The following is a 22155-nucleotide window of genomic DNA, read 5'->3' on the forward strand; positions in this document are numbered from 1 at the left end:
TTTTAGTTTTGAACAGGCCTTTACCGGCTTGAGAAGCTGGAGTTGTCCACTATATCGATGACGTACAAGGATTCCTTGCCCGGAAAGGTTCGGGTGCCCCGACCCAGCTGCTGGGTGTAGAGCACCCTGGACATGGTGGGCCGGGCCATGACGATCACGGATGTCCGGGGGGAATCCCAGCCTTCGTTGAGCAGGGAGCAGGTGGCCAGGAACTGGATGCGGCCGGCAGGCCATGGTCGGGCAGGCGGTTTCGAAACTTGTGTGCATGGTCCTCCCGCAGCTGCCGGGTGGGCACCATGACCAGGGCCCGGGCGGCCCGGCCTGCCTTGTGCTCTCTGGCATAGTCGGCAATCAGGATTTCGGTTTTGCCCGTGCCCGTGGGCAGCACCACCAGAAAGCTGGTGCCGCCTCTGGCCCGTTCCGCCTGGATGCTGTCCAAAACATCTGCCTGGTGATGGAACAGGGAGAATCCCCGGGACACGCTGATCTTCTGGCCCAGCAGAAAGTCGCCGGGATCGCCGAAAAACAGTTTCATCTCATCCAGGAAATTGTCCGTGGATGTCATGCCCTGGATGGACCAGCGGAACACCTTGATGCCGTATGCGGCCAGCGAGTTCTGTTTGATGAGCTGGTCCTGGTAGCGCTTCCGGCCGATCCGCAGGGGATGGTGCCAGGTTTCCCCGTTTTTTTCGATGGCCAGGTCCCCGGTCCGGGTGCGGATGAAATAATCCACCACCGGGTGTGGCCGTTCATGTCGATGACGGGAAACTCCCGGATCACCCGGTCCAGGGCCCTGCGGCCGTAGCAGTCGATAAATGCCTGCTCGAACAGGGCCTCGGGCATGGTGGGGTCGATGTCGTGCCAGTTCCGGTGGCGGCCCTTTGTCTGGATGCTGTCTTCGGCAAACTCCCGGTTCAGCAGGCGGTCCAGGGTGCGGGCCGCATCCGCCAGGTCGTCCCGGGTGTCGGCCATGAACCGGAACACCCCCCGGTATTTGTGCATCAGGGCATTCTGCTCCTTGGTGTACAGGGTATAAGCAAACGGATACCGGGTGTCGCAGATCCGGTGATCCAGGAGCACGGCCTGGCTGGTGTCCGGGTTGACGAACAGGGCGCCCCGGAAGACCGGGGCATGGAAGGAGAAGCCGTTTGCGGACAGCTTTTTTTCAGCCTGGTCCAGGAGGCTGGGGGCAAACCCGGGGTATGGAGATGACCGGGATTGCATTTATTTTGTGCCGGTCATGGCCGGGCAGTGCTGCCGGGCAGGGTTTGATTGCCGTTTGCCTTTATCAGGCGGCCACACGCCTGATAAAGGCGTCCCCTTTTGCTTGAAAGTCCATAAGATTGACAAACTGTTTATTCGCATTCTGAGTCAGATACATCTGATCTTTTCTGGGCAATTGGTCCATGGCTTCATGAACAAGTCAATGGATTGGGAAATTCTATCGGGCTATTTTTCTGATTCTGAATTTATCATTTTGGAAAACGCAAAAACAATTTTTTAATCGATCAGAATAGTTTTCCATAATGAATTGTACCACTTTCAATTTTTTGTAACTGACTGCATTTTCGAGTCGAAGCAGCAAAATGCCGCAATGATCCATTGAAGAATGATATACCAGCTCTCCAAAATCTTTGTCCATTGTTATTACCATACGGCTTTCCCAAAACGCGGTTCGGATGATGTCCTCATCTTTCATGCAGGGATCAATATTACGAACAGCTTTTATATCATAACCTTCTGATTGGAGATAATCTTCTATTGCTTTCCCTACTCCGACATCCACAAGAAATTTTAATTCTCTGGTATTCATGCAGAAATGTGAACTGGAAAAATCTGTTCTTCTTCTACCAAATTGGTCGCATATGCAAAAACAGCCTGGAAATCTTTTTTCTCAAGTTCGGGATATTCTTCAAGCAGTTCTTTTTCGGTAATCCCGCTGGAAAGTGCCCTGAGTATTTGCTCAACAGTGATTCTCATGCCCCTTATCGTTGGTTTGCCCACCATAATATTTGGATTAATGGTGATTCTTGACAGCAGATTTTCATTTGTATCCATGCTTGTACTCTTCAATTTTTTGAGTCATTTTTTTTTTGATAAGGCTTATGTGATAACTGTTAGAAAGCAGCCTCGTCAGCGTTTACCATTTACAAAATTATCCTATATTTTCAGGAGAGTCAAAATATTTTGTGAAAATGCTGTTCACCATGATACCGGACAACGGGATTGTTCCTTTTGGGGGCACGGAAATATTTGAATTTTGGAAAGCCGACCATGAGTACTCCGTGGCAGGAATGGTTTTCAGAAAAAGACAAAAAATCTGCAAGAGCCGGCCACTGGCCTGCCGCATAGTTGACATATCCGGCCCAGCAGGAACCCAGGCCAAATCCGGGCAGGGCCAGTTCCAGGTAGGCCAGTGCCGTATGGCAGTCAGCGGCGGCGCTGCCGAATTCATTGGATGCATGGGCGAACACCAGCTGGGGGGCATCCCGGCAGATCCTGTCACTGCCTTGTTCCCAGTGTTGGATCAGGGTCTGCATGTTCAACGGCAAGGCAAGTTCCGGGCGGGTTTTTACCACATACCGCATCCATTCAATCACATGGGCCGCGATTTTTTTTACATCGTCTTTGTTGTCGATCACCAGCCATTGAACTTCCTGGCGGTTGCTGCCTGTGGGCGCACAACAGGCAATGCCCAGCGCTTTTTCAAAAAGATCCCTGGGAACGGGTTTGTCCCGGTAGCGTCTGACCGCCCTGCGGGACCGCAAAAAATGCTCCGTGTGCGCGGCATCCAGGGCCAGTTCCTTTTTGACGGGCATGCACTCTTCCGGGGAAAGAAAATTCAGGGTAAAGGCTCCCCGGGGGCACACGGCCACACAATGGCCGCACCGGATACAGATCTCTTCGGCGCCCACTGAGGGAACCGGACAGTTGTCTGTCATTTCAATAATGTGGGCCGGGCATTCTAACGCGCAGATGCCGTCTTTGTCGCATTTTTCATGGTCGATTGTAAACAGGGTCATTTTTACTCCAGTCCGGGTTGATGAAGAATTCATTGTTGTCCATGTCGCTCATGGCTTTTTCCAGCGTTTCCTTCTCTCCTGGATTCAGAATAAATCATACCATATGAAGATTGGAAATGACAAGACAGGGAGAGATATGTCCGGCTCACCGGTTTGACAGGTCACGGAAAATTTTCGGTCTTCAACCGGCTTGTTATTTTCTTGATAACGGATATAATATTTTATGAAGTGTTAAGTGTTAAGTGTTAAGTGTTAAGCGGATACTTGGCGCTGATGCTTTTATCATTATGTTTTGTTGTGGTCTTTCAGGCCATGATGGTTATTAAAAAAGGACCGCCATGCCACTGTACGCGTTTAAAGCCCATACTCCCCGGATTCACCCATCCGTGTTTGTCGCCCCCTCGGCCCAGATCATCGGCAATGTCCGCATCGGCAGAGATTCTTCCGTCTGGTTTCAGACGGTCATCCGGGGAGATCTGGACGCGATCACCATTGGCGAAAAAACCAATATCCAGGATCTGTGCATGTGCCACGCGGATGAAGGCATTCCCCTGACCATCGGCCATGGCATCACCATCGGCCACAGAAGTGTGATCCACGGATGTACCATTGGAGACGGCTGCCTTGTCGGCATGGGTGCTGTCATCATGAACCAGGCAGTGATCGGAGAAGGCTCGGTCATCGCAGCCGGTGCGGTGGTGCTGGAAAACACCGTGATACCGCCTCATTCCCTTGTCACCGGTTCGCCCGGAAAGGTGAAAAAGACCTATGACAATCCGGAACAGCTTGCCGAAAGCATCCGTGCCATGTCAGACAGCTATCTGGAAAGCGCGCGGTCATTTTTGTCCCCCGGCTCTTTTTATGAGATAAAGTGAATATGCCTGGAATTCGGCGGCTTTTGTCCGGGTCCATCCGCCTGACAGTTCTTTCAAAGAGGCGGCAGCAGAAATTCCTTATTGTCCGCCCGGGCTGTTTTTGAAAAGATGCTTCATCCGGTTTTCCCGGCCTTTCAATATGTCTTCGGCAATATAGAGAATATCCGCATAATCTTTAGGTTCCATCCGGCTCATGGCGCAGATCTTGTTTGAAAGGATATTTCGCCAGCTGTCAACCCGGCCGAACCCATTTTTCATTTCAACCGCTCCCGCATGAAATACCACATCATTGAATAATATTTGTCTGGCATATCGGTACTTTCTGCACAATGTTTTTGGGAACAAACTGCCCAACACATCGTCGCTCATGGCTTTTTCCAGCGTTTCCATAATGGTCATTTTTTCCTTTAGGACACCCATATATTTCCATGTGCTCATTGACATAACACCCAGTATATGACAGCCTATGATTAAGTTTGGTGTGAATTTGTATCATCGGAGTCATGATGTGCCAGAACTTTGTCGATTTTTAGGAATTGTGATTGGTATATTCCCACAGGATCACGCACCGCCCCATTTTCATGCAGTATATGGAGAATACCAGATCACAGTTGATATTCAGACCGGCGTGGTGCGCGGTTTTTTTCCGAAAAGAGCCATGCGGCTTGTTTTAGAATGGTATGAACAGCACCAGGATGAACTCTTAGAGGCTTGGACTGCAATTCAGTCGGGCCAGTATCCCAAGAAAATTAAGCCGTTGGAGTAAGCTATGATCCCTGAAGTCGTGGACGCAAAATATGTTCGAGATTATATCGTTTTTATTCGTTTTGCAGATGGTAAAGCGGGAACCGTTGATCTGAAGGATGTGTTGCAAGGGCCGATGTTTCAGCCCTTAAGAAATAAAGACATTTTTTGCCAATTTCAGATTCATCCTGAATTTAAGACGCTGTTCTGGGACAACGGTGCTGACATTGCCCCTGAATTTTTGTATGAGCAGCTACGTGTGCCAGAAGCGGTTTGACAGCTCACGGAGAAGATCTTTGTCCTGCTGCATGATTTTTTCTGCTTCAGTCACCCCGGGTATTTGACAGCTGAAGTGCTGTAAGCATTTCAACAGGGCTGTAGATTGGCAGCTCAGATCCTTTAAATCCTTTTAAATCTCTTGTAACGATCGCTTTTGCTCCTGCATGGCGGGCGGCTTGATATAATACAGCATCTTCAAAATCTGAAAATTTTGAAATAAGAGCGTCTTCAATCACGGTTCTGTTGACAGCGGCGATTTCGAAAAGCATGGTAAGATCCCTGATTTGATTCTGCGCTTTGGCTGATCCCAGCACCCGGGTGGATAGATAATGGATCGTGGTCACTGTTGTGGCACACAGCAATCCTGATATTTTTTTGCTTTCAACAAGAGACATCAGTTCGCTTGCCGGTTCTGCAAAGGGTTCCCGGTCAAGCATGACATCAAGAACCACATTGGTATCAAAAAGAATTTTCACAGATATTTGTCTTCCAGATATCTTTTATACGTTTTTTCATCAACACCGGATTCCTTCAAGGACCCTCTCAACGATGCCACGATGGGCGTGAGTGGTTGTTTGTTATCCATAGAATGGGTGTCCAGCAGATAAAAATAATCAGCAACCATTTGAGAAACCGATTTGCCAAGTGTGCCGGCATGTCTTTTAGCAGCTCTGATCAGGTTTTCCTCAAGCCGGAGTGTGAGTTTGGTATTCATATATTTTCACCTCATTGTATGCTTGACGTATAATATTATTATTAATATACGTCGCATCAGATCCATTGTCAAATACAATGTCATGAAAAAATCGAATCAAACCAAAACCTGAAGACCGGGAGGGTATCAGATCCGAATGACTTTTCCGGAATTCGCAAACCAGGCTGGTGTTTTTTCCCCGGGAACGGTAGTATATCAGCGCTGTTTGTTGTCAGCGCCTTTGAAATCGGGCTGACGGCATTGCTGGTGGGGGCGGGCACCTATCTGCTGAGCCGGTCCGTTCTGGTGGCCGGATTTCTGGCCGTGATGTCCGTGACCACGGCACCGGCCGCCACCCAGATGGTCATACGGGAGTGTCAGTCCGAGGGTCCGTTGACAGACACCATCCTGCCCTTGATCGGCATCAACAACCTGCTGGCCATTGTCGTTTTTATCCTGTTGGGCAACCTGCTGCCCGATGCGGCAGGATCTGTTTCAAAAACAGTGTATCAGTTGGCCGTTCCCGTGGGGCTGGGCATCGGTATCGGTGTTTTGACCGCCGTGATGGACCAGCGGCTGACCCGCCAGGTGGACCGGCAGATTCTGGTTCTGGCCGCCGTGTTCATCAGTGTGGGCCTGGCTGGGTTTCTGGAGGTGTCTGCCATGCTGGCCACGCTTTTCGCCGGTGTAGCCACCGTGAATGCGTCTCCGTTCAGGGACCGGACCATCAAAGACCTGTCAGTGGTTGACTATCCGCTGTATGTGTTTTTTTTCATTATGGCGGGGGCGGAACTTCACCTGGAATCCCTGGTGCACATGGGATGGATCGGTGCGGCGTATGTGGTGCTGCGGAGTGGGGGCAAGTATTTCGGCTGCACCCTGGGGGCGTTTGCCGCCGGTGCCTCCCATGTGCAGAAGAGATGGCTGGGGCCTGCTATGCTGGCCCAGGCAGGCCTGGCCATCGGGCTTGCCGGCACCCTGGCCCGGTCCTGGCCCGGCCCAGGGCAAAGCATCCAGACGGTGGTGCTGGCGGCAGTGGTGGTGTTCGAGGTGGCCGGACCTTTTCTGACACGGTGGTCCCTGGTGAATGCCGGTGAGGTGACCGTGCTCAATCTCATGGCCTTGCGGAGTCCTGTGGGGTTCACCGAAGGCCTGGGCCTGGCTGTGCACCAGGTGAAAGATGCCTTTGGGATCGCCCTTTCCGGGGCCGCCGGCCAGCGGGCCGGTATCTGCGTCTCCCATATCATGCGGCGAAATGTGGAACCGATCCCCAATGACACCCCGTTTGACGAGGTCCTGAAAGCACTGGGGCATTCCCGTTATGATCAGCTGCCCGTGGTCAACAGGCAGAATGAACTGGTGGGGGTGATCAAGTATACCGATATCGCGGACACCCTTTTTGAACCCGGTCTCCGGCATATCGTGGTGGCCGGGGACATTGCCACGCGCGTCCCCCTGAAGCTGACCCCGGACGACTCCATTGAAACCGCCATGGCGGCCCTTAAGAAACATTCCGGCAACACCTGGCTGGTGGTGGTGGACAAAAATGATCCCAAAAAACTGTTGGGCATGGTGCGGCACAATGAGGTATTGTCCACGCACCTGTACCAGGACGCGGAATCAAACAGACGGTGAATACCATTTTCCCGTTCAGGTCCTTTAGGATATGATCATGGATGTGACGCATATGACTATTTTACCCCCTATTCCAAAATAGCCTTGACTGTTTTGGAATAGGGGGTAAAACAGACGGTGAGATACCCGGTGTTCATTCGACAGTTCCGGCAGTGCTTCCACCAGGCGTAAAGATGGGGAAAGCAGGTCGTGCTGGAAAGATAATTCATATAATTTTTTGGAGGCAGACAACATATGGTGTTTCAACAGGATAAAGAGACCGGAGAATATATTGCCCTCATTTTGGAGGATGGAATCCAGAAAACCTATGGGTGTATTTTTGAAGTATGCAAAAATCCGATTTGCAGTTGCAGAACAGTGGACGTTATTCTGGCACCGGTTCAGGACAACACCCGGCAGAATTCGCCTTTGTCTTCCCGCAGAATTGAAATCGATCTGATTGAAAAAAAATACACGTTTCCGTCAGACAGGTCCGCAAACCCGGAGGATTCAGCATTTGCTGATTTGTTTTTGTCGCAGTTGGGTGACGAGGATTTTACATTTCTGGAAAAAAAATTTTTGGTGTACAAAAATAAAATCAGTGAATCAGCAGATTTGGAAGGCTTTGAAGGTTTTTTTGATTACGAAGCCGTGGAGCGGGACGGATTGATGTATGCGTACAACGATGTGCTGCCCTATGGAAACCAGATGCGTGTTACCATTAATGACCGGGAATATTTGATTTTTGACCAGTTCTGCCTGCTGCCGGGCTGCTCATGTACACATACTGTTATGGATATTCTGCCGGAAACAGAAGCAGAAACTGCGACGGAAGCATCTTTCGCCTTGAAGCTGATATATACCAAAAAGCGCTGGGAGACGGATGAAGACCTGCCTGGCTCAATAACCCTGGCGGCTGTCCGCTCAGCCATTGAAGAAAGACATCCTGATTTTTACAGGACCCTTCGCATCAGGCATGAAAAACTGAAATACATCTACCAGAAGTGCCGGGAAAAGGAATTTTTACCCGCACAGCCGGCACAATCATCAAAAGTCGGCAGAAATGACCCATGCCCCTGCGGCAGCGGGAAAAAATATAAAAAATGCTGTTTTGGAAAAGCCAGCGCCGGGAAAACATCCGGTGTCCTGTCCAGGGAAAAAATAGATTCGGTTTTGTGGCAAAAAGAGATCCGAAATGAATGGGATCATCGTTGAGTAAACAATCTGTCTGCGTTCATGGAGGATATTGGCCGGTACATGGCAATTTTGCTGAGCCCTTTATCGGGCTTGTTCCCGGATTTCATCCAACACCTTCGGCAGTGCTTCCACCAGGTATAACGGCAGGGAAAGCAGGGAAAAGCCGGCCGTTTCAATGCCGTTTTCCGTGCTGATCCCGTGGGCGGTTTTCTGGAGGCCCGGGGGATTCAGGTCAAACCTGACAGCCAGGGAGATGTTTTTTTTCGTAGCAAACTGTTGCAGCGATTTCAATGATCCGCTTTTTCCCGATTTGACTTCAATGGGGATGATCAACGGGCCGTGGGAAATGACATAGTCGATTTCTGCATTGGCTGTTCTGGCCTGTCTGACCCAGTAATGCAGGGATGGTGAATTTTTCTGAGCTGTCAAAAGGTGCTGGCCGATGAACTGTTCGGCAATGGCGCCTTCATTGACAAGATCACGGTCAGGAAAAGATTGCAGATAGGTCCAGTCATTGCCGCAGATATGATTCATCAGCCCGATATCCATGAACAGCAATTTGTAAACCGTGTCTTTGATGTCTGAGTTCAATGGAAGACCGGAACAATGGCTGTGATGCACCCTGTGGCAGATTTTTGCTTTTGACAAAAGATCCAGGATCTCCTTTATTTTTCCGGAGGGGTGCTCCCGGGAGATGTTGCTGTATTTTACCTTATTTCCGACAATTCTCGGGATGGTTCTGAAGACTCTCTGCATGAGTACCAGCTGGCGGGATTGGGCATATTTGGAAAAATCATCTTCATACGTTTCCGAGATGGACCGGTGAACATCTCCCACATCTTTGAGGGAGCCGCTTTCACACCAGGCCTGCACGGCTTCCGGCATGCCGCCTGTAAACACATATTTGCGCTGGGCTTTTTTGAGTTTTTCATGGGCTGCCGCCGGTAAGGAGGATGTCATGGAAAATTCCTCTACATATCGGGTTAAGGCCGGCTCAGCAGCCCGGAGGAACTCAGTGAACGTCATGGGGCCCAGATGCATGTATTCGATACGTCCGACCGGCATTGAAAATGAATGGTCCGCAAGGGTGAATTCCAGGAGTGATCCTGCGGCAATGACGGGCAATTCTTTTTTTTCTTCATACAGATAGCGCAGAAGCTGGAGCGCGTGCGGTGTCGATTGAATTTCGTCAAGGAAAAGGATAGCGCCGGGGGTCGAAACCGGTATGCCGCTCAATGCTTCGATTTCTCTTAAAGCAGAATCTGTGTCAAGGGTTTTGAAAATATCATCCAGAAACAGGTGCCGTTCCAGATTGATTTCGATCAGGGTTTTTTTCAGTTTTTTGGCAAATTGTCTTACCAGTGTGGATTTTCCGACCTGGCGGGCACCTCTGATGACCAGCGGTTTCCGGTTTGATTTGTTGATCCAGGTTTCAAGATGGGCTTCTGCCGAACGATATATCATAATAAAACACCCCCATATTTTTATGTAAAAAATAATAAAATACGGGGGTGTTGTCAATAGCATGATTTTCTGGGTGTCATGCCGCCTCCTTTGATAATAACCATAGAAAGAACATGATTGCCGGATGCAATCAATCTGTTATACTGCGTTTTGATTTTGAAATGCGAAAGGTGAGAGACATGCTGATCAATTCATTTATTCATATACCGGGGGTCGGGGCGGTCACGGAAAAGCGGTTGTGGACGGCGGGGCTGCTGGACTGGCACCAGGTGGGTTCGGCGGATGCCTGTGATATTCCCGCCAGAAGTCTGATGCGCATTGCCGCGTGCATGGCGGAATCCTGTGAGCACTTGGACAAAAACAACCCGGCCTATTTTGCAGATCATCTGCCGGCCGGGGAACACTGGCGGTTTTTTCCGCAGTTCAGGAAAACCACGGCATTCATGGATATCGAAACCACGGGCATGGATATGTTCGGAAGCGAGATCACCACCATTGCCCTGTATGACGGGGAATCCATCAACTATTATGTCCAGGGACAAAATCTGGATGCGTTCATGGAGGATATCGGCCGGTACAACGTAATCGTCACCTACAACGGCAAAACCTTTGATGTGCCGTTTATCGAGAAGTATTTCGGTATTGAAATGGCCCATGCGCATATCGATCTGCGGTATGTGCTGAAAAGCCTGGGATACGGCGGCGGGTTGAAGATGTGTGAAAAAGCCCTGGGCCTGGACCGGGGGGATCTGGACGGGGTGGACGGGTTTTTTGCGGTCCTGTTGTGGCGGGAGTTTCAGCAGACCGGCAATATCAAGGCCCTGGAAACCCTGTTGGCATACAATATCGAGGATGTGGTGAACCTGGAGACCCTGATGGTTCTGGCCTACAACATGAAACTGAAAGATACGCCTTTCAGCCGGACCCATGCCCTGCCCATGCCCGGAATCCCGGACATTCCGTTTAAACCGGACCGGTCAACCATCGAGAGAATCCGGCAGAAGTTTCAGGTGAATTTTTTTCAGGATATGGATCGATGATGCCGTTAAGCGCGTGGTTTACCTTTTTTGTGATGATGACGGCCATTGCCTATACGCCGGGGCCCATGACCATGTTTTCCATGTCCTCCAGCGTAAAGCACGGGTTTTACCGGACCCTGCCGGGTATTTTCGGCGGGTCGGCCGCCTATATGGTCCAGATGGTGGTGGTGTACCTGGGGCTCGGGGTGATTGTTCAGAACTCCACGGTGGTATTCAACACCATCAAGTGGGTGGGTGTCTTCTACCTGGTCCTGCTGGGGATCAAAAACTGGCGGCAGTCCATCCGGGATATGGAAATGACCCACACGGGCCTGCCTGTCTCCCCGGTCAAGCAGTTTTCCTTAGGATTTGCCACGGGCATGTCCAACCCCAAGTCCGTGCTGGTGTTCACGGTGCTGTTTCCCCAGTTTATCCACCCGGATCATTACACGGCCCATTTTCTGGTTCTGGCGGCCAGTTTTTTTGTCATCCAGGGTAGCAGCGCCATGGCCTATGCCCTGTTCGGTGCAAGGGTGTTTAAATGGCTGCGCCGGCGGAACCTGGCCCGGGTCCAGAACCGGGTCACGGCCGTGATTCTGTTTTGTGCCGGCGGGATACTGGCGGTCAGTAAAAAATAGCCGGAACCGGCCTCATCGGGCTGCTATAATGGCCTGGTCCAGGTCCGCCAGGATGTCGTCAATGTCCTCGATGCCGATGGACAGCCGCACCATGTCCGGGGTGACCCCGGCTTCGATGAGTTCCGCATCCGTGAGCTGGGAATGGGTGGTGGAACCCGGATGGATGGCCAGGCTTTTGGCATCTCCCACATTGGCCAGGTGGGAGAACAGGTGCAAGCTGTTGATGAATGTTTCCCCGCCTTTTCGGCCGGATTTGAGCCCGAACACCACCATGCCGCCAAACCCGTTTTCAAACTGGGATGTGGCCGTGTCATGGGAAGGATCGCTGGGCAGTCCCGGGTATCTTACCCAGGCCACGGCCGGGTGATCCGAAAGGAATTTTGCCACGGCCTGAGCGTTTTCACAATGCTGTTTCATGCGCAGTCCCAACGTTTCGATGCCCTGCAAAAATATCCAGGCATTGTCCGGGCTGATGCAGGCCCCTAAATTCCGCAGCGGTCCCACCCGCATCCGCAGGATGAACGCCAGCGGGTTTAAATCCCCCAGATCATGGGCAAACCGCAGATCGTGGTAGGAGGGGTCCGGATCATTGTACAGCCGGAATCTGGCATCGGTCCAGTCAAAGGTGCCGCTGTCCACGGCAATGCCGCCCAGGGCCGTGCCGTGGCCCCCCATCCATTTGGTGAGGGAATGGATCACGATGTGGGCCCCGTGTTCAATGGGCCGGATCAGATACGGCGTTGTGAATGTGGAATCCACGGCCAGGGGAAGATGGTGTTTGTCGGCGATGTCCGCCATTTTCCGGATGTTCACCACGTCCAGGGACGGGTTGCCGATGGTTTCGCAGAACAACAATCTCGTGGCCGGGGTGATGGCCTGTTCGATGTCGTCTTTTTTGTCCGGATGGACATAGTGCACTTTGATACCCATTTCCGGCAGCATGTGGGAGAACATGGTGATGGTGCCGCCGTACAGGTTGGCCGTGGACACCACCTCATCCCCGTGGCCGCAGATATTGATGATGGTGTAGAAAATCGCGGCCGTGCCCGAGGCCACTGCCAGGGCCGCGGCCCCGTTTTCCAGGGCCGCCACCCGTTTTTCCAGCACATCCTGGGTGGGGTTCTGGAGACGGGAATAGATGTTGCCCAGTTTTTTTAAGGCAAACAGGTCAGCAGCGTGGGCCGTGTCCTTGAACAGGTAAGCCGTGGTGCGGTGGACCGGCACCCCCCGGGACAGGGTGTCATCCGTGTGAATGCCGGCATGAAGGGCCAGGGTGTTGAATTTGTGGGTCATGGGGCAGTCCTTTCGTCATGAATTTTTGGGCTAAATGTTTATCAAAGGGCATTATGGCATTTTTTGCTGTGCAGATCACCTGTTTCTCTTATTTAATTGCGCCAGTCGGTAATTGATGTCCCCGGCAAGTTTCTGAATATCTGGATCTGGTACTTCATATTCTTTAAAAATATCCTGCCAGGCGGATACTTCCCGGATCATCGAATCGATGATGTGATCCGGATTTTTGATGTTCAGAGTTGCGCCAAATCTCAGAAATGGAGATCTGTCAGGCGCGAATTCTCCAGCGCCTTCGGGAAATGACAATGAATGGGATCGTTTTCCATGGATATCAGGCAGCAGGTCATAGGCGGGAGACAGGCACAACCCGGTTTCTTTGTGAAGCATGCTGAAATTTTTCAGATGATCATCCGTATTGCCGATGGCGGCGTTGAACACCATTTGCCGGAACAGCGCCGGAATATCGATCGACGGCTGAGTACTGTATTTTTTCACTGCCTTGAAAATATCCGTGTACCAGGCATAATATGAGGCGTTCAACAGTGTTTTCATGCTGATCATATGATATCTGCCGCCGGTGTCTGCTACATCGAATCGTTTTACCAGTAACGTGTTGCGGGAACCCACAGGGATCAGTTTAAATTCAGGTATGTTCAAGCCTGCATTCCGGGCAAGTGCCAGTGTGGCAGCTTCTATGGGTTCGACATGAACGGGATCGTTGTGTCTGGGGAATTTTGCAAGCCACAGGGTATTGTCTTTGTCTCGAACCAGTGATTTCGGGCGGGCGCCACCGGGAGAGCTGCCGCATAATGCCAATACGGCGAATTCCTGATCGTTCAGATATTCGCCGGCATCATATTTCAATGCCAGTTCAAGCAGTTTGTCCAGGGTCACAATATCGGCACTGGGATCCTGTGCCTTGACTGGATGGCCGGTTTCAAAGCATAACGCCCCCATTCCATTGTTTCCAAGCGCTTCCAGAAATCGGGGTTCTGTCTGTTCCCGAAGGGTGAGATTCGCTTTGCGGGCCAGAATTTTCCTGCCCCAGTCATCGGGCAGGGCATCTTCGAACACCCCGTGAACCCCCTGGGGTCGATTGGATAAGAACTCTTTTGGATTCAGCGGCAGGTTGACAGGGTCCAGCGGAAATGCATCCGGATGCTGCAAATATTCAGGGGTATAACGGAATGCTCCCTTGATTCTGCCGTTGGGATCAGGCGTTCCCGTAATGATTTCGCCGCATTTTATTTTCAAACGGGTTGGAAAAATAAGGATGACATCCAGATGAAGCAATTATTTTTTCCTCCTGGCACGTTGCCGGCCGGAAAGTTGTTTGATCTGCTCGTGTTGGGCGAACAACGATTCTTCAGGGGCCAGCAAACGGTTCAGATCATCGAGCCTGTCAAGCATGTTCAGGGCTTTTATCCAGGTGCCGATGGCTACTGTGGGTTTGCCCTGCTCCATGTTTTGCAGGGTGGGAATGGAGACCCCTATCCGCCAGGCAAATTCTTTTTGGGAATCATTACGCGCCAGCCGGGCGGTTTTCAATCGCTGGCCCAGATTTTTTAAGGCGGTTTTTTCTATATCATCAATCATAGTTTGTATTATGCTTTAATTTTATGGTTAATACAAATTATATTTTTTGATATTTTTAAAATTATTTTTTTCTGTCCGTCACGGCCAGGCAGTTGAGCCAGGCAAAGGTTTTCCGGCCCAGCCCGTCGGATGTGGGGGTGGATGTGAGGATCTCAAACCCGGCCCGGCGGCAGAGGCCGGTCCACTCGGCATGGGTCAGGGGGGTGAACCGGCGGCCTTGGGCATCGAATTCATCGGCCGCCACATCGTCTCTGTGCAGGGGCACGGAAAAAAACAGGCGGCCGCCGGGAACAAGGATCCGGTGGACCCTGGAAAAGACCTCCTGAATGTCCGGCCGGGTCAGGTGCATAAGGGTGGCCACGGCATACACCCCGTCAAAAACGCCCAAAGCCGGGGTCAAATCCTCGGGCAGCCGGATGCGGTGCAGGCGGCCGTCAAGGACCGGGTGGCAGGCGGCCGCCGCATCGATCATCTCCTGAACCCCGTCCGATGCCGTGATATCAAATCCGTTTTCCAGCATGAACGCGGCATCCCTGCCCGATCCGCATCCCAGTTCCAGGAGCCGGGCGCCGTGGGGAAAGCTGTCCGCCAGAAGCGCGTGCAGATCCGGCACATCCGCGGATTCATAGCGCTTAACCAGGTCTTTGACGTGGGTGGTATAGTATGTGATCGTGGTGTCAGGCACGTCTATGGGTTTCCTTTGTTGATACCCAGTGTATCACACGGGGAACAAACAAGACAAGATTGAGAATCCCGGTCGAGATTTTAAGTATGATTCATCTTGACATGGCCCGGGTATTTATTCTATATAAAGAATCTAATTCTGTATATAGAATAAAAAGGATCGTTTTCGAAAAAGGAACGCCTGATGGATCAAAAAAAGAGAATCACGCCTGCCCGGCCTTTGTCCCCGGCGGTGAGTCAGGCGGCCCAGCTCCTTTTGTACCTGGGCAGCCAACCGGGAACGGACATGACCCTGACCCGGATCTGTGAGGCCGTCGGCATTCACAAAAGCAAAGGGTATTCCATATTGAATTCATTGAGTGAATACGGGTTTGTCGTCCGGGATGAAATCAGCAAGACGTATTCACTGGGGCCTGCCGTGATTCCCTTGGGAGCCAGGGCGATTGACAACCTGGATATCCATGCGGCAGCCAGGGGCCATCTCCAGGCCCTGGCTGATGAAACCGCCGGCACAGTGCTGCTGGGCATTGTTTCAAACGACCGGTTTTACGTGGTCGGGAAATATGACGGCAATGCAATGGTGTCTTTGACCATTCGCCAGAACCAGTGTTTTCACATCACCCACGGGGCCCATGGCAAGGCCATTGTGGCGGCCATGGATGATGAAACCAGAGAAAAGATTCTGACATCACAGCCCCTGCATTTTTACGGGGAAAACACCCGGGCGGACCGGGCCCGGCTGGAAGCGGAATTTGTCCGGTGCCGGGAAAACGGGTATGCCGTGGACAATGAATCCATGACGCCCGGGATCCGTGCCGTGGCAGCCCCGGTGTTCGATCACAAGAATACTGTTTTTGCCGGGGTGGTGCTTGCGGGGATGTTTGGACAAGATGAAATTCCGGCCATGGGAGAAAAGGTCGCGGCCATGGGCCGGTGGATCTCCCGCCAGGCCGGTGCATCCATATAAAAACCAAGGAGGAGTTATGAGCCGGAAAGATGGGGTTAAGATTATTAAAACCACCACGTGGTCGCCGGGACCGGGATGTCACGGCGGATGCGGGGTCCTGGTCCATGTCAAGGACAACAAGGTCATTAAAGTGGAAGGGGACCCGGACCATCCCTGGAACCAGGGCCGCTTGTGTTCCCGGTGCCTGTCCATGACCCAGTACATGTATCACCCGGATCGCCTGAAAACCCCTTTGAAACGGGTGGGGAAAAAAGGGGAGGGAAAGTTCACGCCCATTTCCTGGGACGAGGCCTTTGACCTGATCGAAGAAAAAATGAAAAAAATCCGGGAAGATCACGGGCCTGAATCCGTGATCTTCCACCAGGGCACGGGCCGGGATATCGGGGGGTGGATCTCCATGCTGGCCTATGCCTATGGCAGTCCCAACTGGATGTTCGGGCTTTCCGGGATCTCCTGCTATACCCCCCGGCTGATGATGATGTCCATCACCCAGGGGGATTTTGCCGTGGTGGACGCGTCCCAGTGGCATGAAAAACGGTATGATGATCCAAAATACAAGATCCCGGAAACCGTGACCATCTGGGGCCAGAACCTGCCGGCCACCTGTCCGGACGGATTTTTTGGACACTGGTATGTGGATCTGATGAAACGAGGCACCCAGCTGATGGTGATCGATCCCCGGTGCACCTGGATCGCGTCCCGGGCCAAATTGTGGCTCCAGCTGCGGCCGGGCACGGATGCGGCCCTGGCCCTGGGGTTTATCCACGTGATCTTGAAGGAAAACCTCTGGGATCAGGCGTTTGTGGAAAAATGGACCAATGCCCCGTTCCTGGTCATGGAAAAGGATGCAGGACCTTTACTGCTGCGGGAAAGCCATATCCGGTCCGGCGGATCAGATGAGAATTTCGTGGTGCATGATGCCGCCTCGGGCGACTTTGTGGTGTGGGATTCCAACGATCAGTCTTATAAAAAGCCGGACACAGCGCCGTCTTTGACGGGTGCGTTCAGTGTGACCCTGGCGGACGGATCTTTGGCAACCGTTAAAACCGTCTGGACCCGGTATGAGGAAAACGCGGCGGATTACACCCCTGAAAAAGTGTCGGAAATCACCTGGGTGCCGGCGGACAAAATCGTTCAAGGGGCCCGGATGTATGCGAAAAGCGCGCCGTCCGCCCTGCACTGGGGGCTTCCCATTGACACCATTCCCTCCACCATTCCCACGTCCCAGGCCATCAACCATCTGTGGTGCATGACCGGGAACCTGGATATCCCCGGCGGCAATGCCATTGCCCGGTATGCCTGTGATGTGGTGACCTATCCCTACCATTCCGGGGGCGCGATTTTAAGTCTGCCCGAAGAGGTGGCCAAAAAGCGCATCGGCATGAACGACTACGGTCCTATCAAGGATTTCAGGGCCTGGGCCCAGCCGGACAAAGTGCTGGAACAGATCTTTTCCGGCGATCCCTATGCGATCAAGGGCATGTGGATCCAGACGGCCAACCCCATTGCCTGCACGGGCATGGAACCCGGCAAATGGCGGGATGCCATCAAAAAACTGGATTTCACCGTGTGCGTAGATCTTTTCATGACGCCGACGGCCATGCTGTGCGACGTGATCCTGCCCGCGGCCAGTTTCCTGGAAAAAGATTCCCTTAAAGCCTGGTGGGTCCCGCTCCAGGCCATCAAGAAAACCGTGGCTGTGGGGGAATGCAAGTCGGATATCGAGATCAACCTGGAGCTTTCCAAGCGGTTCATGAAGGATTTTCCCTATGAATCGGTCCATGATCTGTTTGACAGCCTGCTGGCGTCCTCGGGCATGACCTATAAGGATTTGCAGGAAAAAACCTGGATCATGCCGCCGGACGGCCATCCCAGCAAACCCTATTCCCGGCATGAAAAAGGACTGCTGCGGCCGGACGGCAAACCCGGATTCAGAACCCCTTCCGGAAAAGTGGAACTGTATTCTTCATGGCTGGAAAAATGGGAACTTGCCCCCATGCCATACCATGAAGAACCGCCCTACAGCCCGGTCAGCACCCCGGATCTTTTCAAAAAATATCCCTTGATTCTGTGCACGGGCCGGCGGATGGGGCCTTTTTTCCATTCGGAACACCGGCAGATTCCCTGGCTCAGAGAACAGCAGAAAGAGCCCGTGCTGGAAATCCATCCCGATACCGCGGAAAAACTGGGCATCCATAACGGGGAAAAAGTGTGCGTGGAAAACTGGCTGGGAAAAATCACGGTCACGGCCATGACCACCCCCATCATCCATCCGGATGTGGTCATGGCCGAGCATGGGTGGTGGTTTCCGGAAAAACAAGGGGCAGAACCTTCTTTGTTCGGGGTGTGGGATGTCAACGTCAACCAGCTCATTCCCATGTCCAATGAAGGCAAAGGCGGGCTGGGCGCGCCCATTAAAAGCATGCTGTGCCGGGTATACAAGGCGAAAGGATAAGAATCATGTCAGAATATGCAATGCTCATCGATTATGAATACTGCACGGGGTGCAAAAGCTGCGAAGTGGCCTGCAAGCAGGAATACCATCGACCGGCGGGGCGGGCCGGCGGAGTGGAAGTCCAGGAATTCATCCACCGGCTGCCCAATGACCAGCTGTTTATCACCTATATTCCCACCTTCACCCGGGCGTGCGTGTTTTGTGCGGGCCGGGTGAAGCAGGGCATGGCGCCCGCATGTGTCAAACACTGCATGGCCAACATCCTGACTTTTGGAAAACTCGAAGATCTGCAACAGCAGATTCCGGAGAAACGCAAAGCGATCCTCTGGACCAAAGGTTAAGCGGAACGGAATCCGGACTTCACCAGGCCCGGCAGGCTGAACCGGGAGATGTGGCTCACCTGCATGGGACGGCCGGCAATAATGGCGTCAGCCGCGGCAATGCCGCTCTGGACGGCCGCATGGATGCCTTCCCCCATGTCCAGGGTGGACAGGCCGGCAGCATCGCCGATGACAAACAGATTGTCCGGCATGCTGTTTTCCAAAGTTTGCCGGTGATAAGGTGTATGCCGCAGATAATAGGTATGCCCGGAGGGATTGCCCGGGGATTGGTCCAGAAAGCCTTTATCCATCAGGCGGGCCACAAATGTGCGCCAGTGATCCATGATGGTGGTTTTCCGGGCGGTCAGGCCGTGCTGTTTGCCGCCGATGCCGATGTTGATCCACCCGCCTTTTTTGGGCAGGTACCACGCATATCCGGGCAGGCCTTTTTCCAGATACCAGATATGACACTTCCGGACCCGTTGAAAGCCTTGAAACTCTTTTTCCACGGCGGCGATGCGGGCGGTTTCCGGACGGGACGGCACAGGTTCCATAAAAGTGCGCCGCACCGGGCAATGGGTGCCGCCGGCCCCGACCAGGTACCGGCATTCAAACTGGTCATCGATGACATACCCGGACCGGATTCTTTGAATTTTTTTTACGGCATGGGTGTGCACGGGCACCCCGGCCTTCTGGAGCAGCCAGTGGTCGAACTCGATGCGCCGGATTGCATACTGGTGCGTTCGCACGGGCAAAGGAACCTGAAACAGGTGAAAGTGAATCCCGTGGATCCGGGTCAAGGCGTGGGGATAGGTATCAGGGTCGTATCCCAGGTCATCAAACACCCCGGGTGAGATCCATCCGGCACACAGTTTTTTCCTGGGAAACCTTTGTTTGTCCAGTATCCTGACATCCATTCCGGTTTTTTTGAGACGGGCCGCACAGGCGGATCCGGCCGGGCCCCCGCCCACAATGATCACATCCGTCTGAATCATGGCCGGCCTCACGAGATCCGGCAGTCTGGTTTCGGCCGGCCGGGCCGGGTCAGCACCATCTGCCACAGCTGCATGGACCGTGCCCGGAACCCGCCGGCGGAACTGAGCAGGTAATATTCCCACATCCGAAAAAACCGGTCGTCATACCGGTTTTTGAGCTTGGGCCAGGCCGCCTTGAAGTTGTCATACCAGGCCATCAGGGTTTTGTCATAATCTTCCCCGAAATTGTGGCAGTCTTCCAGGACAAACAGCCCTTCCATGGCTCTTCCCAGTTCGGAAATGGACGGCAGCACGGAATTGGGAAAAATGTATTTGGCCGTCCAGGGATTGCAGATCCGGGTGGTGATATTTCCGCCGATGGTATGCACGAACGCGATGCCGTCTTTTTTAAGCAGGTTGCGGGTCAGTTCCATATAGGTCCGGTAGTTTTTAAATCCCACATGCTCCATCAGGCCGATGGACAGGATGCGGTCATAAGTGCCTCTGGCATTGCGGTAATCATCCAGCCGGATATCCACGGGCAGGTCTTTGCAGTATTCCCGGCCGAATTCCGCCTGTTTTTTCGACACGGTGAACCCGGTCACGGACACCTGATATTTTTCAGCCGCATACCGGGCAAATCCGCCGAACCCGCACCCGAGTTCCAGAACATTCATTCCCGGTGCCAGTGCCAGTTTCCGGCAGATCATTTCCAGTTTGGCCTCCTGGGCCTCGTCCAGGTTCCGGGCGTCTTTCCAGTACCCGCAGGTATACTGCATCCGTTTGCCCAGCATCATTTGATACAGATCATTGCCGATATCATAATGCTGTTTGCCCACGGTAAATGCCCGTTTAATGGTCTGGAGATTGAAAATCTTTGCCATCAGGGCGTTCCAGGCCGTGATCCGGTCCTGTTTGATCTGTTTGAGAAGATTGGCCCGAAGCACTTTTTCAATGAACTGATCCGGTGCCGGACAATCCCACCAGCCATCCATATAAGACTCACCCAGACCCAAAGCCGGGGATGACGTCACCCGCTGGAAAAATTGATCGTTTTTGATCCGGATATCAAACGGCCGGTCCCCATTCACTCGGATGCCGGCATGATTCATCATCTCTGAAAATAATTCTCTGGCCTGTCCCAACTTCATTGTGTTCCTCCATGTAATTCCTTGTCTGGTTTGCGCAAAGAAGCATGTAGCTGGTTTATAGCGAATCCAGCCGGATTTTCAAACAGTTTCTTGGAAAAAATCAAATCTTTGGCCTGACCGCTCCTGTGGGATCCGGCGCGCAAAAACGGCATGGAAATCACCCATATTCATGCGGACCATGTCAGCGGAAAACAGGAACTCAAATCCCGCACCGGGGCGGAGATCTGTTATATGGAAGGCTCTCCCGTGTCCGCGTGGATGAACAGCGGGGGTGAGGTGGTATAACCATTTTTGTCTGCCACAGGGACCTTTAAGGTACCTGTGGCAGATTCAATATCAATCAAACGCTTTGTCGACCGTCCACACTTTCCAGACATTGCCCACCAGGTCGGGTCCGGGTTCCAGAACGGTTTTACCCGGTTGCCACCCGGACGGGGTCGCTTTGGTGCCTTTGCCTTCCCGGACCAGCTGGAATGCCTGAATCTGGCGCAGGGTTTCGGGAATATTGCGTCCCACGGGCGGGGCCACCATTTCATAGGCCTGAACAACACCATCCGGATCGATCAAAAAACGGCCCCGGATGTCCACGCCTTCTTCTTGGTCATATACCCCGTAGATTCTGCCGATACTGCCGCCGCCATCCGACAGCATGGGGAACGGCACGGTCTTGGCCGTGACCATTTTGGACAGTTCCTTGTCCACCCACATTTTGTGGACAAACATGCTGTCCACACTCACGGACAGCACCTGGACACCCAATTTTTCGAATTCTGCATTTTTCTCGGCGACCGCCGAGATTTCCGTGGCTCAGACAAAGGTGAAATCACCGGGATAAAAGCACAGGACCACCCATTTTCCCAGGTAATCCGACAGTTGAATGGTTGTGAAGTCATTGTTGTAATAGGCGGGTGCAGCGAAATCCGGTGCTTTCTGTCCGATCTGAATCATGGCGTATTCCTTTTTTTCTGTAACGGTTTCAGGTGGAGTGGTTTCTTCAGGCGGTTTCTGAATTTTGGCTGAAGGACGTTTGCATCCCACAGCAGGTTTTTCTGCCATATGTACCTCCTTACTTGATTGTTGGACATCAGGACTTCTATATCCGAAGTTGTTAATGTCAAAATCAAGATAGGATAAGATCCTATTTTTTGTCAAATGAAAACGGGCAATC

The 22155-nt window shown here is 52.5% G+C and carries 28 protein-coding genes; 11 read left to right on the top strand and 17 right to left on the bottom strand.

The window, feature by feature from the left end:
• Positions 1-20: 20 nt before the first annotated feature.
• From K365_RS27780 to K365_RS0101175, 6 genes are all read right to left on the bottom strand, one after another.
• A complete protein-coding gene (locus tag K365_RS27780; RefSeq protein ID WP_156887657.1) occupies positions 21-158 on the bottom strand; it encodes a P-loop NTPase family protein in 138 nt (45 codons plus the stop codon).
• On the bottom strand, positions 155-565 hold the full coding sequence (locus K365_RS0101150; protein WP_024333187.1) for a DEAD/DEAH box helicase family protein: 411 nt from the start codon (positions 563-565) through the stop codon (positions 155-157). The genes K365_RS27780 and K365_RS0101150 overlap by 4 nt, the downstream gene beginning before the upstream one ends.
• On the bottom strand, positions 562-1224 hold the full coding sequence (locus tag K365_RS28205) for a hypothetical protein (protein ID WP_024333188.1): 663 nt from the start codon (positions 1222-1224) through the stop codon (positions 562-564). The genes K365_RS0101150 and K365_RS28205 overlap by 4 nt, the downstream gene beginning before the upstream one ends.
• A gap of 217 nt (positions 1225-1441) precedes the next feature.
• Positions 1442-1813: a DUF5615 family PIN-like protein gene (locus tag K365_RS0101165; protein WP_006967980.1), complete on the bottom strand. Its 372-nt coding sequence runs from the start codon at positions 1811-1813 to the stop codon at positions 1442-1444.
• Complete coding sequence (locus K365_RS0101170; RefSeq protein WP_006967979.1) at positions 1810-2058, bottom strand: DUF433 domain-containing protein; 249 nt, start codon at positions 2056-2058, stop codon at positions 1810-1812. Before K365_RS0101170 ends, K365_RS0101165 begins: the two co-directional genes overlap by 4 nt.
• A 119-nt stretch (positions 2059-2177) precedes the next feature.
• Positions 2178-3023: a nitroreductase family protein gene (locus K365_RS0101175; protein ID WP_024333189.1), complete on the bottom strand. Its 846-nt coding sequence runs from the start codon at positions 3021-3023 to the stop codon at positions 2178-2180.
• A gap of 338 nt (positions 3024-3361) precedes the next feature.
• Between K365_RS0101175 and K365_RS0101180 the strand changes: the two genes are divergently transcribed.
• Positions 3362-3898, top strand: a complete 537-nt coding sequence (locus tag K365_RS0101180) for a gamma carbonic anhydrase family protein (RefSeq protein WP_006967977.1) — start codon at positions 3362-3364, stop codon at positions 3896-3898.
• Positions 3899-3976: 78 nt separating this feature from the next.
• Here K365_RS0101180 and K365_RS0101185 read toward each other — a convergent pair whose 3' ends face one another.
• Positions 3977-4297, bottom strand: coding sequence for a hypothetical protein (locus tag K365_RS0101185; protein ID WP_024333190.1), 321 nt, complete (start codon positions 4295-4297; stop codon positions 3977-3979).
• 67 nt (positions 4298-4364) lie between these two features.
• Between K365_RS0101185 and K365_RS0101190 the strand changes: the two genes are divergently transcribed.
• Positions 4365-4664 (top strand): DUF4160 domain-containing protein, encoded by a 300-nt coding sequence (locus K365_RS0101190; RefSeq protein WP_236609998.1) that lies wholly within the window; start codon positions 4365-4367, stop codon positions 4662-4664.
• A 3-nt stretch (positions 4665-4667) separates the two neighbouring features.
• The gene (locus tag K365_RS0101195) at positions 4668-4919 is read left to right on the top strand and encodes a DUF2442 domain-containing protein (protein WP_006967975.1); all 252 of its coding nucleotides are present in this window, start codon (positions 4668-4670) and stop codon (positions 4917-4919) included.
• 46 nt (positions 4920-4965) lie between these two features.
• Here K365_RS0101195 and K365_RS0101200 read toward each other — a convergent pair whose 3' ends face one another.
• On the bottom strand, positions 4966-5397 hold the full coding sequence (locus K365_RS0101200; RefSeq protein ID WP_006967974.1) for a PIN domain-containing protein: 432 nt from the start codon (positions 5395-5397) through the stop codon (positions 4966-4968).
• Complete coding sequence (locus K365_RS0101205) at positions 5394-5636, bottom strand: DUF6364 family protein (RefSeq protein ID WP_006967973.1); 243 nt, start codon at positions 5634-5636, stop codon at positions 5394-5396. The genes K365_RS0101200 and K365_RS0101205 overlap by 4 nt, the downstream gene beginning before the upstream one ends.
• Before the next feature lie 201 nt (positions 5637-5837).
• Between K365_RS0101205 and K365_RS0101210 the strand changes: the two genes are divergently transcribed.
• Positions 5838-7250 carry a CBS domain-containing protein gene (locus K365_RS0101210; protein WP_435050808.1) on the top strand — a complete coding sequence of 471 codons (1413 nt, stop codon included), beginning with the start codon at positions 5838-5840 and terminating at the stop codon, positions 7248-7250.
• A gap of 234 nt (positions 7251-7484) precedes the next feature.
• Positions 7485-8444 carry a YecA family protein gene (locus K365_RS29565; protein WP_006967971.1) on the top strand — a complete coding sequence of 320 codons (960 nt, stop codon included), beginning with the start codon at positions 7485-7487 and terminating at the stop codon, positions 8442-8444.
• 63 nt (positions 8445-8507) lie between these two features.
• Here the strand turns inward: K365_RS29565 and K365_RS0101220 are convergent, their stop codons facing one another.
• Positions 8508-9890, bottom strand: coding sequence for an ATP-binding protein (locus tag K365_RS0101220; RefSeq protein ID WP_024333193.1), 1383 nt, complete (start codon positions 9888-9890; stop codon positions 8508-8510).
• A gap of 179 nt (positions 9891-10069) precedes the next feature.
• Here K365_RS0101220 and K365_RS0101225 point away from each other — a divergent pair, with 179 nt between their 5' ends.
• Together K365_RS0101225 and K365_RS0101230 are read left to right on the top strand one after the other, a co-directional pair.
• Positions 10070-10930: a ribonuclease H-like domain-containing protein gene (locus K365_RS0101225; protein ID WP_024333194.1), complete on the top strand. Its 861-nt coding sequence runs from the start codon at positions 10070-10072 to the stop codon at positions 10928-10930.
• Positions 10927-11547, top strand: coding sequence for a LysE family translocator (locus K365_RS0101230; protein WP_006967968.1), 621 nt, complete (start codon positions 10927-10929; stop codon positions 11545-11547). Before K365_RS0101225 ends, K365_RS0101230 begins: the two co-directional genes overlap by 4 nt.
• 12 nt (positions 11548-11559) lie before the next feature.
• Here K365_RS0101230 and K365_RS0101235 read toward each other — a convergent pair whose 3' ends face one another.
• From K365_RS0101235 to K365_RS0101250, 4 genes are all read right to left on the bottom strand, one after another.
• Positions 11560-12840 (bottom strand): O-acetylhomoserine aminocarboxypropyltransferase/cysteine synthase family protein, encoded by a 1281-nt coding sequence (locus K365_RS0101235; protein ID WP_024333196.1) that lies wholly within the window; start codon positions 12838-12840, stop codon positions 11560-11562.
• A 75-nt stretch (positions 12841-12915) separates the two neighbouring features.
• On the bottom strand, positions 12916-14133 hold the full coding sequence (locus K365_RS0101240; protein WP_024333197.1) for a type II toxin-antitoxin system HipA family toxin: 1218 nt from the start codon (positions 14131-14133) through the stop codon (positions 12916-12918).
• Entirely contained in the window at positions 14134-14436 is a 303-nt protein-coding gene (locus tag K365_RS0101245; protein WP_024333198.1) for a helix-turn-helix transcriptional regulator, read from the bottom strand.
• A gap of 61 nt (positions 14437-14497) precedes the next feature.
• Positions 14498-15121, bottom strand: a complete 624-nt coding sequence (locus tag K365_RS0101250) for a class I SAM-dependent methyltransferase (protein WP_024333199.1) — start codon at positions 15119-15121, stop codon at positions 14498-14500.
• Between the two features lie 183 nt (positions 15122-15304).
• On the opposite strand from K365_RS0101250, the gene K365_RS0101255 reads away from it, so the two are divergent.
• From K365_RS0101255 to K365_RS0101265, 3 genes are read left to right on the top strand one after another with little or no spacing between them, the layout of a single operon-like run.
• Positions 15305-16087 carry an IclR family transcriptional regulator gene (locus K365_RS0101255; protein ID WP_006967963.1) on the top strand — a complete coding sequence of 261 codons (783 nt, stop codon included), beginning with the start codon at positions 15305-15307 and terminating at the stop codon, positions 16085-16087.
• Between the two features lie 16 nt (positions 16088-16103).
• Complete coding sequence (locus K365_RS0101260; RefSeq protein WP_024333200.1) at positions 16104-18542, top strand: molybdopterin-dependent oxidoreductase; 2439 nt, start codon at positions 16104-16106, stop codon at positions 18540-18542.
• 5 nt (positions 18543-18547) lie between these two features.
• On the top strand, positions 18548-18883 hold the full coding sequence (locus K365_RS0101265; RefSeq protein ID WP_006967961.1) for a 4Fe-4S dicluster domain-containing protein: 336 nt from the start codon (positions 18548-18550) through the stop codon (positions 18881-18883).
• Here the strand turns inward: K365_RS0101265 and K365_RS0101270 are convergent.
• Complete coding sequence (locus tag K365_RS0101270) at positions 18880-19857, bottom strand: NAD(P)/FAD-dependent oxidoreductase (protein WP_024333201.1); 978 nt, start codon at positions 19855-19857, stop codon at positions 18880-18882. The two genes, K365_RS0101265 and K365_RS0101270, sit on opposite strands and share 4 nt — an antisense overlap.
• A gap of 8 nt (positions 19858-19865) precedes the next feature.
• Entirely contained in the window at positions 19866-20987 is a 1122-nt protein-coding gene (cfa, locus tag K365_RS0101275; RefSeq protein WP_006967959.1) for a cyclopropane fatty acyl phospholipid synthase, read from the bottom strand.
• 150 nt (positions 20988-21137) lie between these two features.
• Between cfa and K365_RS29015 the strand changes: the two genes are divergently transcribed.
• On the top strand, positions 21138-21272 hold the full coding sequence (locus tag K365_RS29015; protein WP_281167748.1) for a hypothetical protein: 135 nt from the start codon (positions 21138-21140) through the stop codon (positions 21270-21272).
• A 51-nt stretch (positions 21273-21323) separates the two neighbouring features.
• Here K365_RS29015 and prxU read toward each other — a convergent pair whose 3' ends face one another.
• Positions 21324-22043, bottom strand: a complete 720-nt coding sequence (gene prxU / locus K365_RS27045) for a thioredoxin-dependent peroxiredoxin (protein WP_084489704.1) — start codon at positions 22041-22043, stop codon at positions 21324-21326.
• Between the last annotated feature and the right edge of the window lie 112 nt (positions 22044-22155).

Origin of the sequence: Desulfotignum balticum DSM 7044 (assembly GCF_000421285.1) — a bacterium.
GTDB classification, from domain to species: Bacteria; Desulfobacterota; Desulfobacteria; order Desulfobacterales; family Desulfobacteraceae; genus Desulfotignum; species Desulfotignum balticum.

Bases quoted from the DNA above. Each gene is read 5' to 3' on its own strand.
- K365_RS0101150 (WP_024333187.1), bottom strand. From the start codon at position 565: ATGACATCCACGGACAATTTCCTGGATGAGATGAAACTGTTTTTCGGC.
- K365_RS28205 (WP_024333188.1), bottom strand. From the start codon at position 1,224: ATGCAATCCCGGTCATCTCCATACCCCGGGTTTGCCCCCAGCCTCCTG.
- K365_RS0101165 (WP_006967980.1), bottom strand. From the start codon at position 1,813: ATGAATACCAGAGAATTAAAATTTCTTGTGGATGTCGGAGTAGGGAAA.
- K365_RS0101170 (WP_006967979.1), bottom strand. From the start codon at position 2,058: ATGGATACAAATGAAAATCTGCTGTCAAGAATCACCATTAATCCAAAT.
- K365_RS0101175 (WP_024333189.1), bottom strand. From the start codon at position 3,023: ATGACCCTGTTTACAATCGACCATGAAAAATGCGACAAAGACGGCATC.
- K365_RS0101180 (WP_006967977.1), top strand. From the start codon at position 3,362: ATGCCACTGTACGCGTTTAAAGCCCATACTCCCCGGATTCACCCATCC.
- K365_RS0101185 (WP_024333190.1), bottom strand. From the start codon at position 4,297: ATGACCATTATGGAAACGCTGGAAAAAGCCATGAGCGACGATGTGTTG.
- K365_RS0101190 (WP_236609998.1), top strand. From the start codon at position 4,365: ATGATTAAGTTTGGTGTGAATTTGTATCATCGGAGTCATGATGTGCCA.
- K365_RS0101195 (WP_006967975.1), top strand. From the start codon at position 4,668: ATGATCCCTGAAGTCGTGGACGCAAAATATGTTCGAGATTATATCGTT.
- K365_RS0101205 (WP_006967973.1), bottom strand. From the start codon at position 5,636: ATGAATACCAAACTCACACTCCGGCTTGAGGAAAACCTGATCAGAGCT.
- K365_RS29565 (WP_006967971.1), top strand. From the start codon at position 7,485: ATGGTGTTTCAACAGGATAAAGAGACCGGAGAATATATTGCCCTCATT.
- K365_RS0101220 (WP_024333193.1), bottom strand. From the start codon at position 9,890: ATGATATATCGTTCGGCAGAAGCCCATCTTGAAACCTGGATCAACAAA.
- K365_RS0101225 (WP_024333194.1), top strand. From the start codon at position 10,070: ATGCTGATCAATTCATTTATTCATATACCGGGGGTCGGGGCGGTCACG.
- K365_RS0101230 (WP_006967968.1), top strand. From the start codon at position 10,927: ATGATGCCGTTAAGCGCGTGGTTTACCTTTTTTGTGATGATGACGGCC.
- K365_RS0101235 (WP_024333196.1), bottom strand. From the start codon at position 12,840: ATGACCCACAAATTCAACACCCTGGCCCTTCATGCCGGCATTCACACG.
- K365_RS0101245 (WP_024333198.1), bottom strand. From the start codon at position 14,436: ATGATTGATGATATAGAAAAAACCGCCTTAAAAAATCTGGGCCAGCGA.
- K365_RS0101255 (WP_006967963.1), top strand. From the start codon at position 15,305: ATGGATCAAAAAAAGAGAATCACGCCTGCCCGGCCTTTGTCCCCGGCG.
- K365_RS0101260 (WP_024333200.1), top strand. From the start codon at position 16,104: ATGAGCCGGAAAGATGGGGTTAAGATTATTAAAACCACCACGTGGTCG.
- K365_RS0101265 (WP_006967961.1), top strand. From the start codon at position 18,548: ATGTCAGAATATGCAATGCTCATCGATTATGAATACTGCACGGGGTGC.
- K365_RS0101270 (WP_024333201.1), bottom strand. From the start codon at position 19,857: ATGATTCAGACGGATGTGATCATTGTGGGCGGGGGCCCGGCCGGATCC.
- cfa (WP_006967959.1), bottom strand. From the start codon at position 20,987: ATGAAGTTGGGACAGGCCAGAGAATTATTTTCAGAGATGATGAATCAT.
- K365_RS29015 (WP_281167748.1), top strand. From the start codon at position 21,138: ATGGAAATCACCCATATTCATGCGGACCATGTCAGCGGAAAACAGGAA.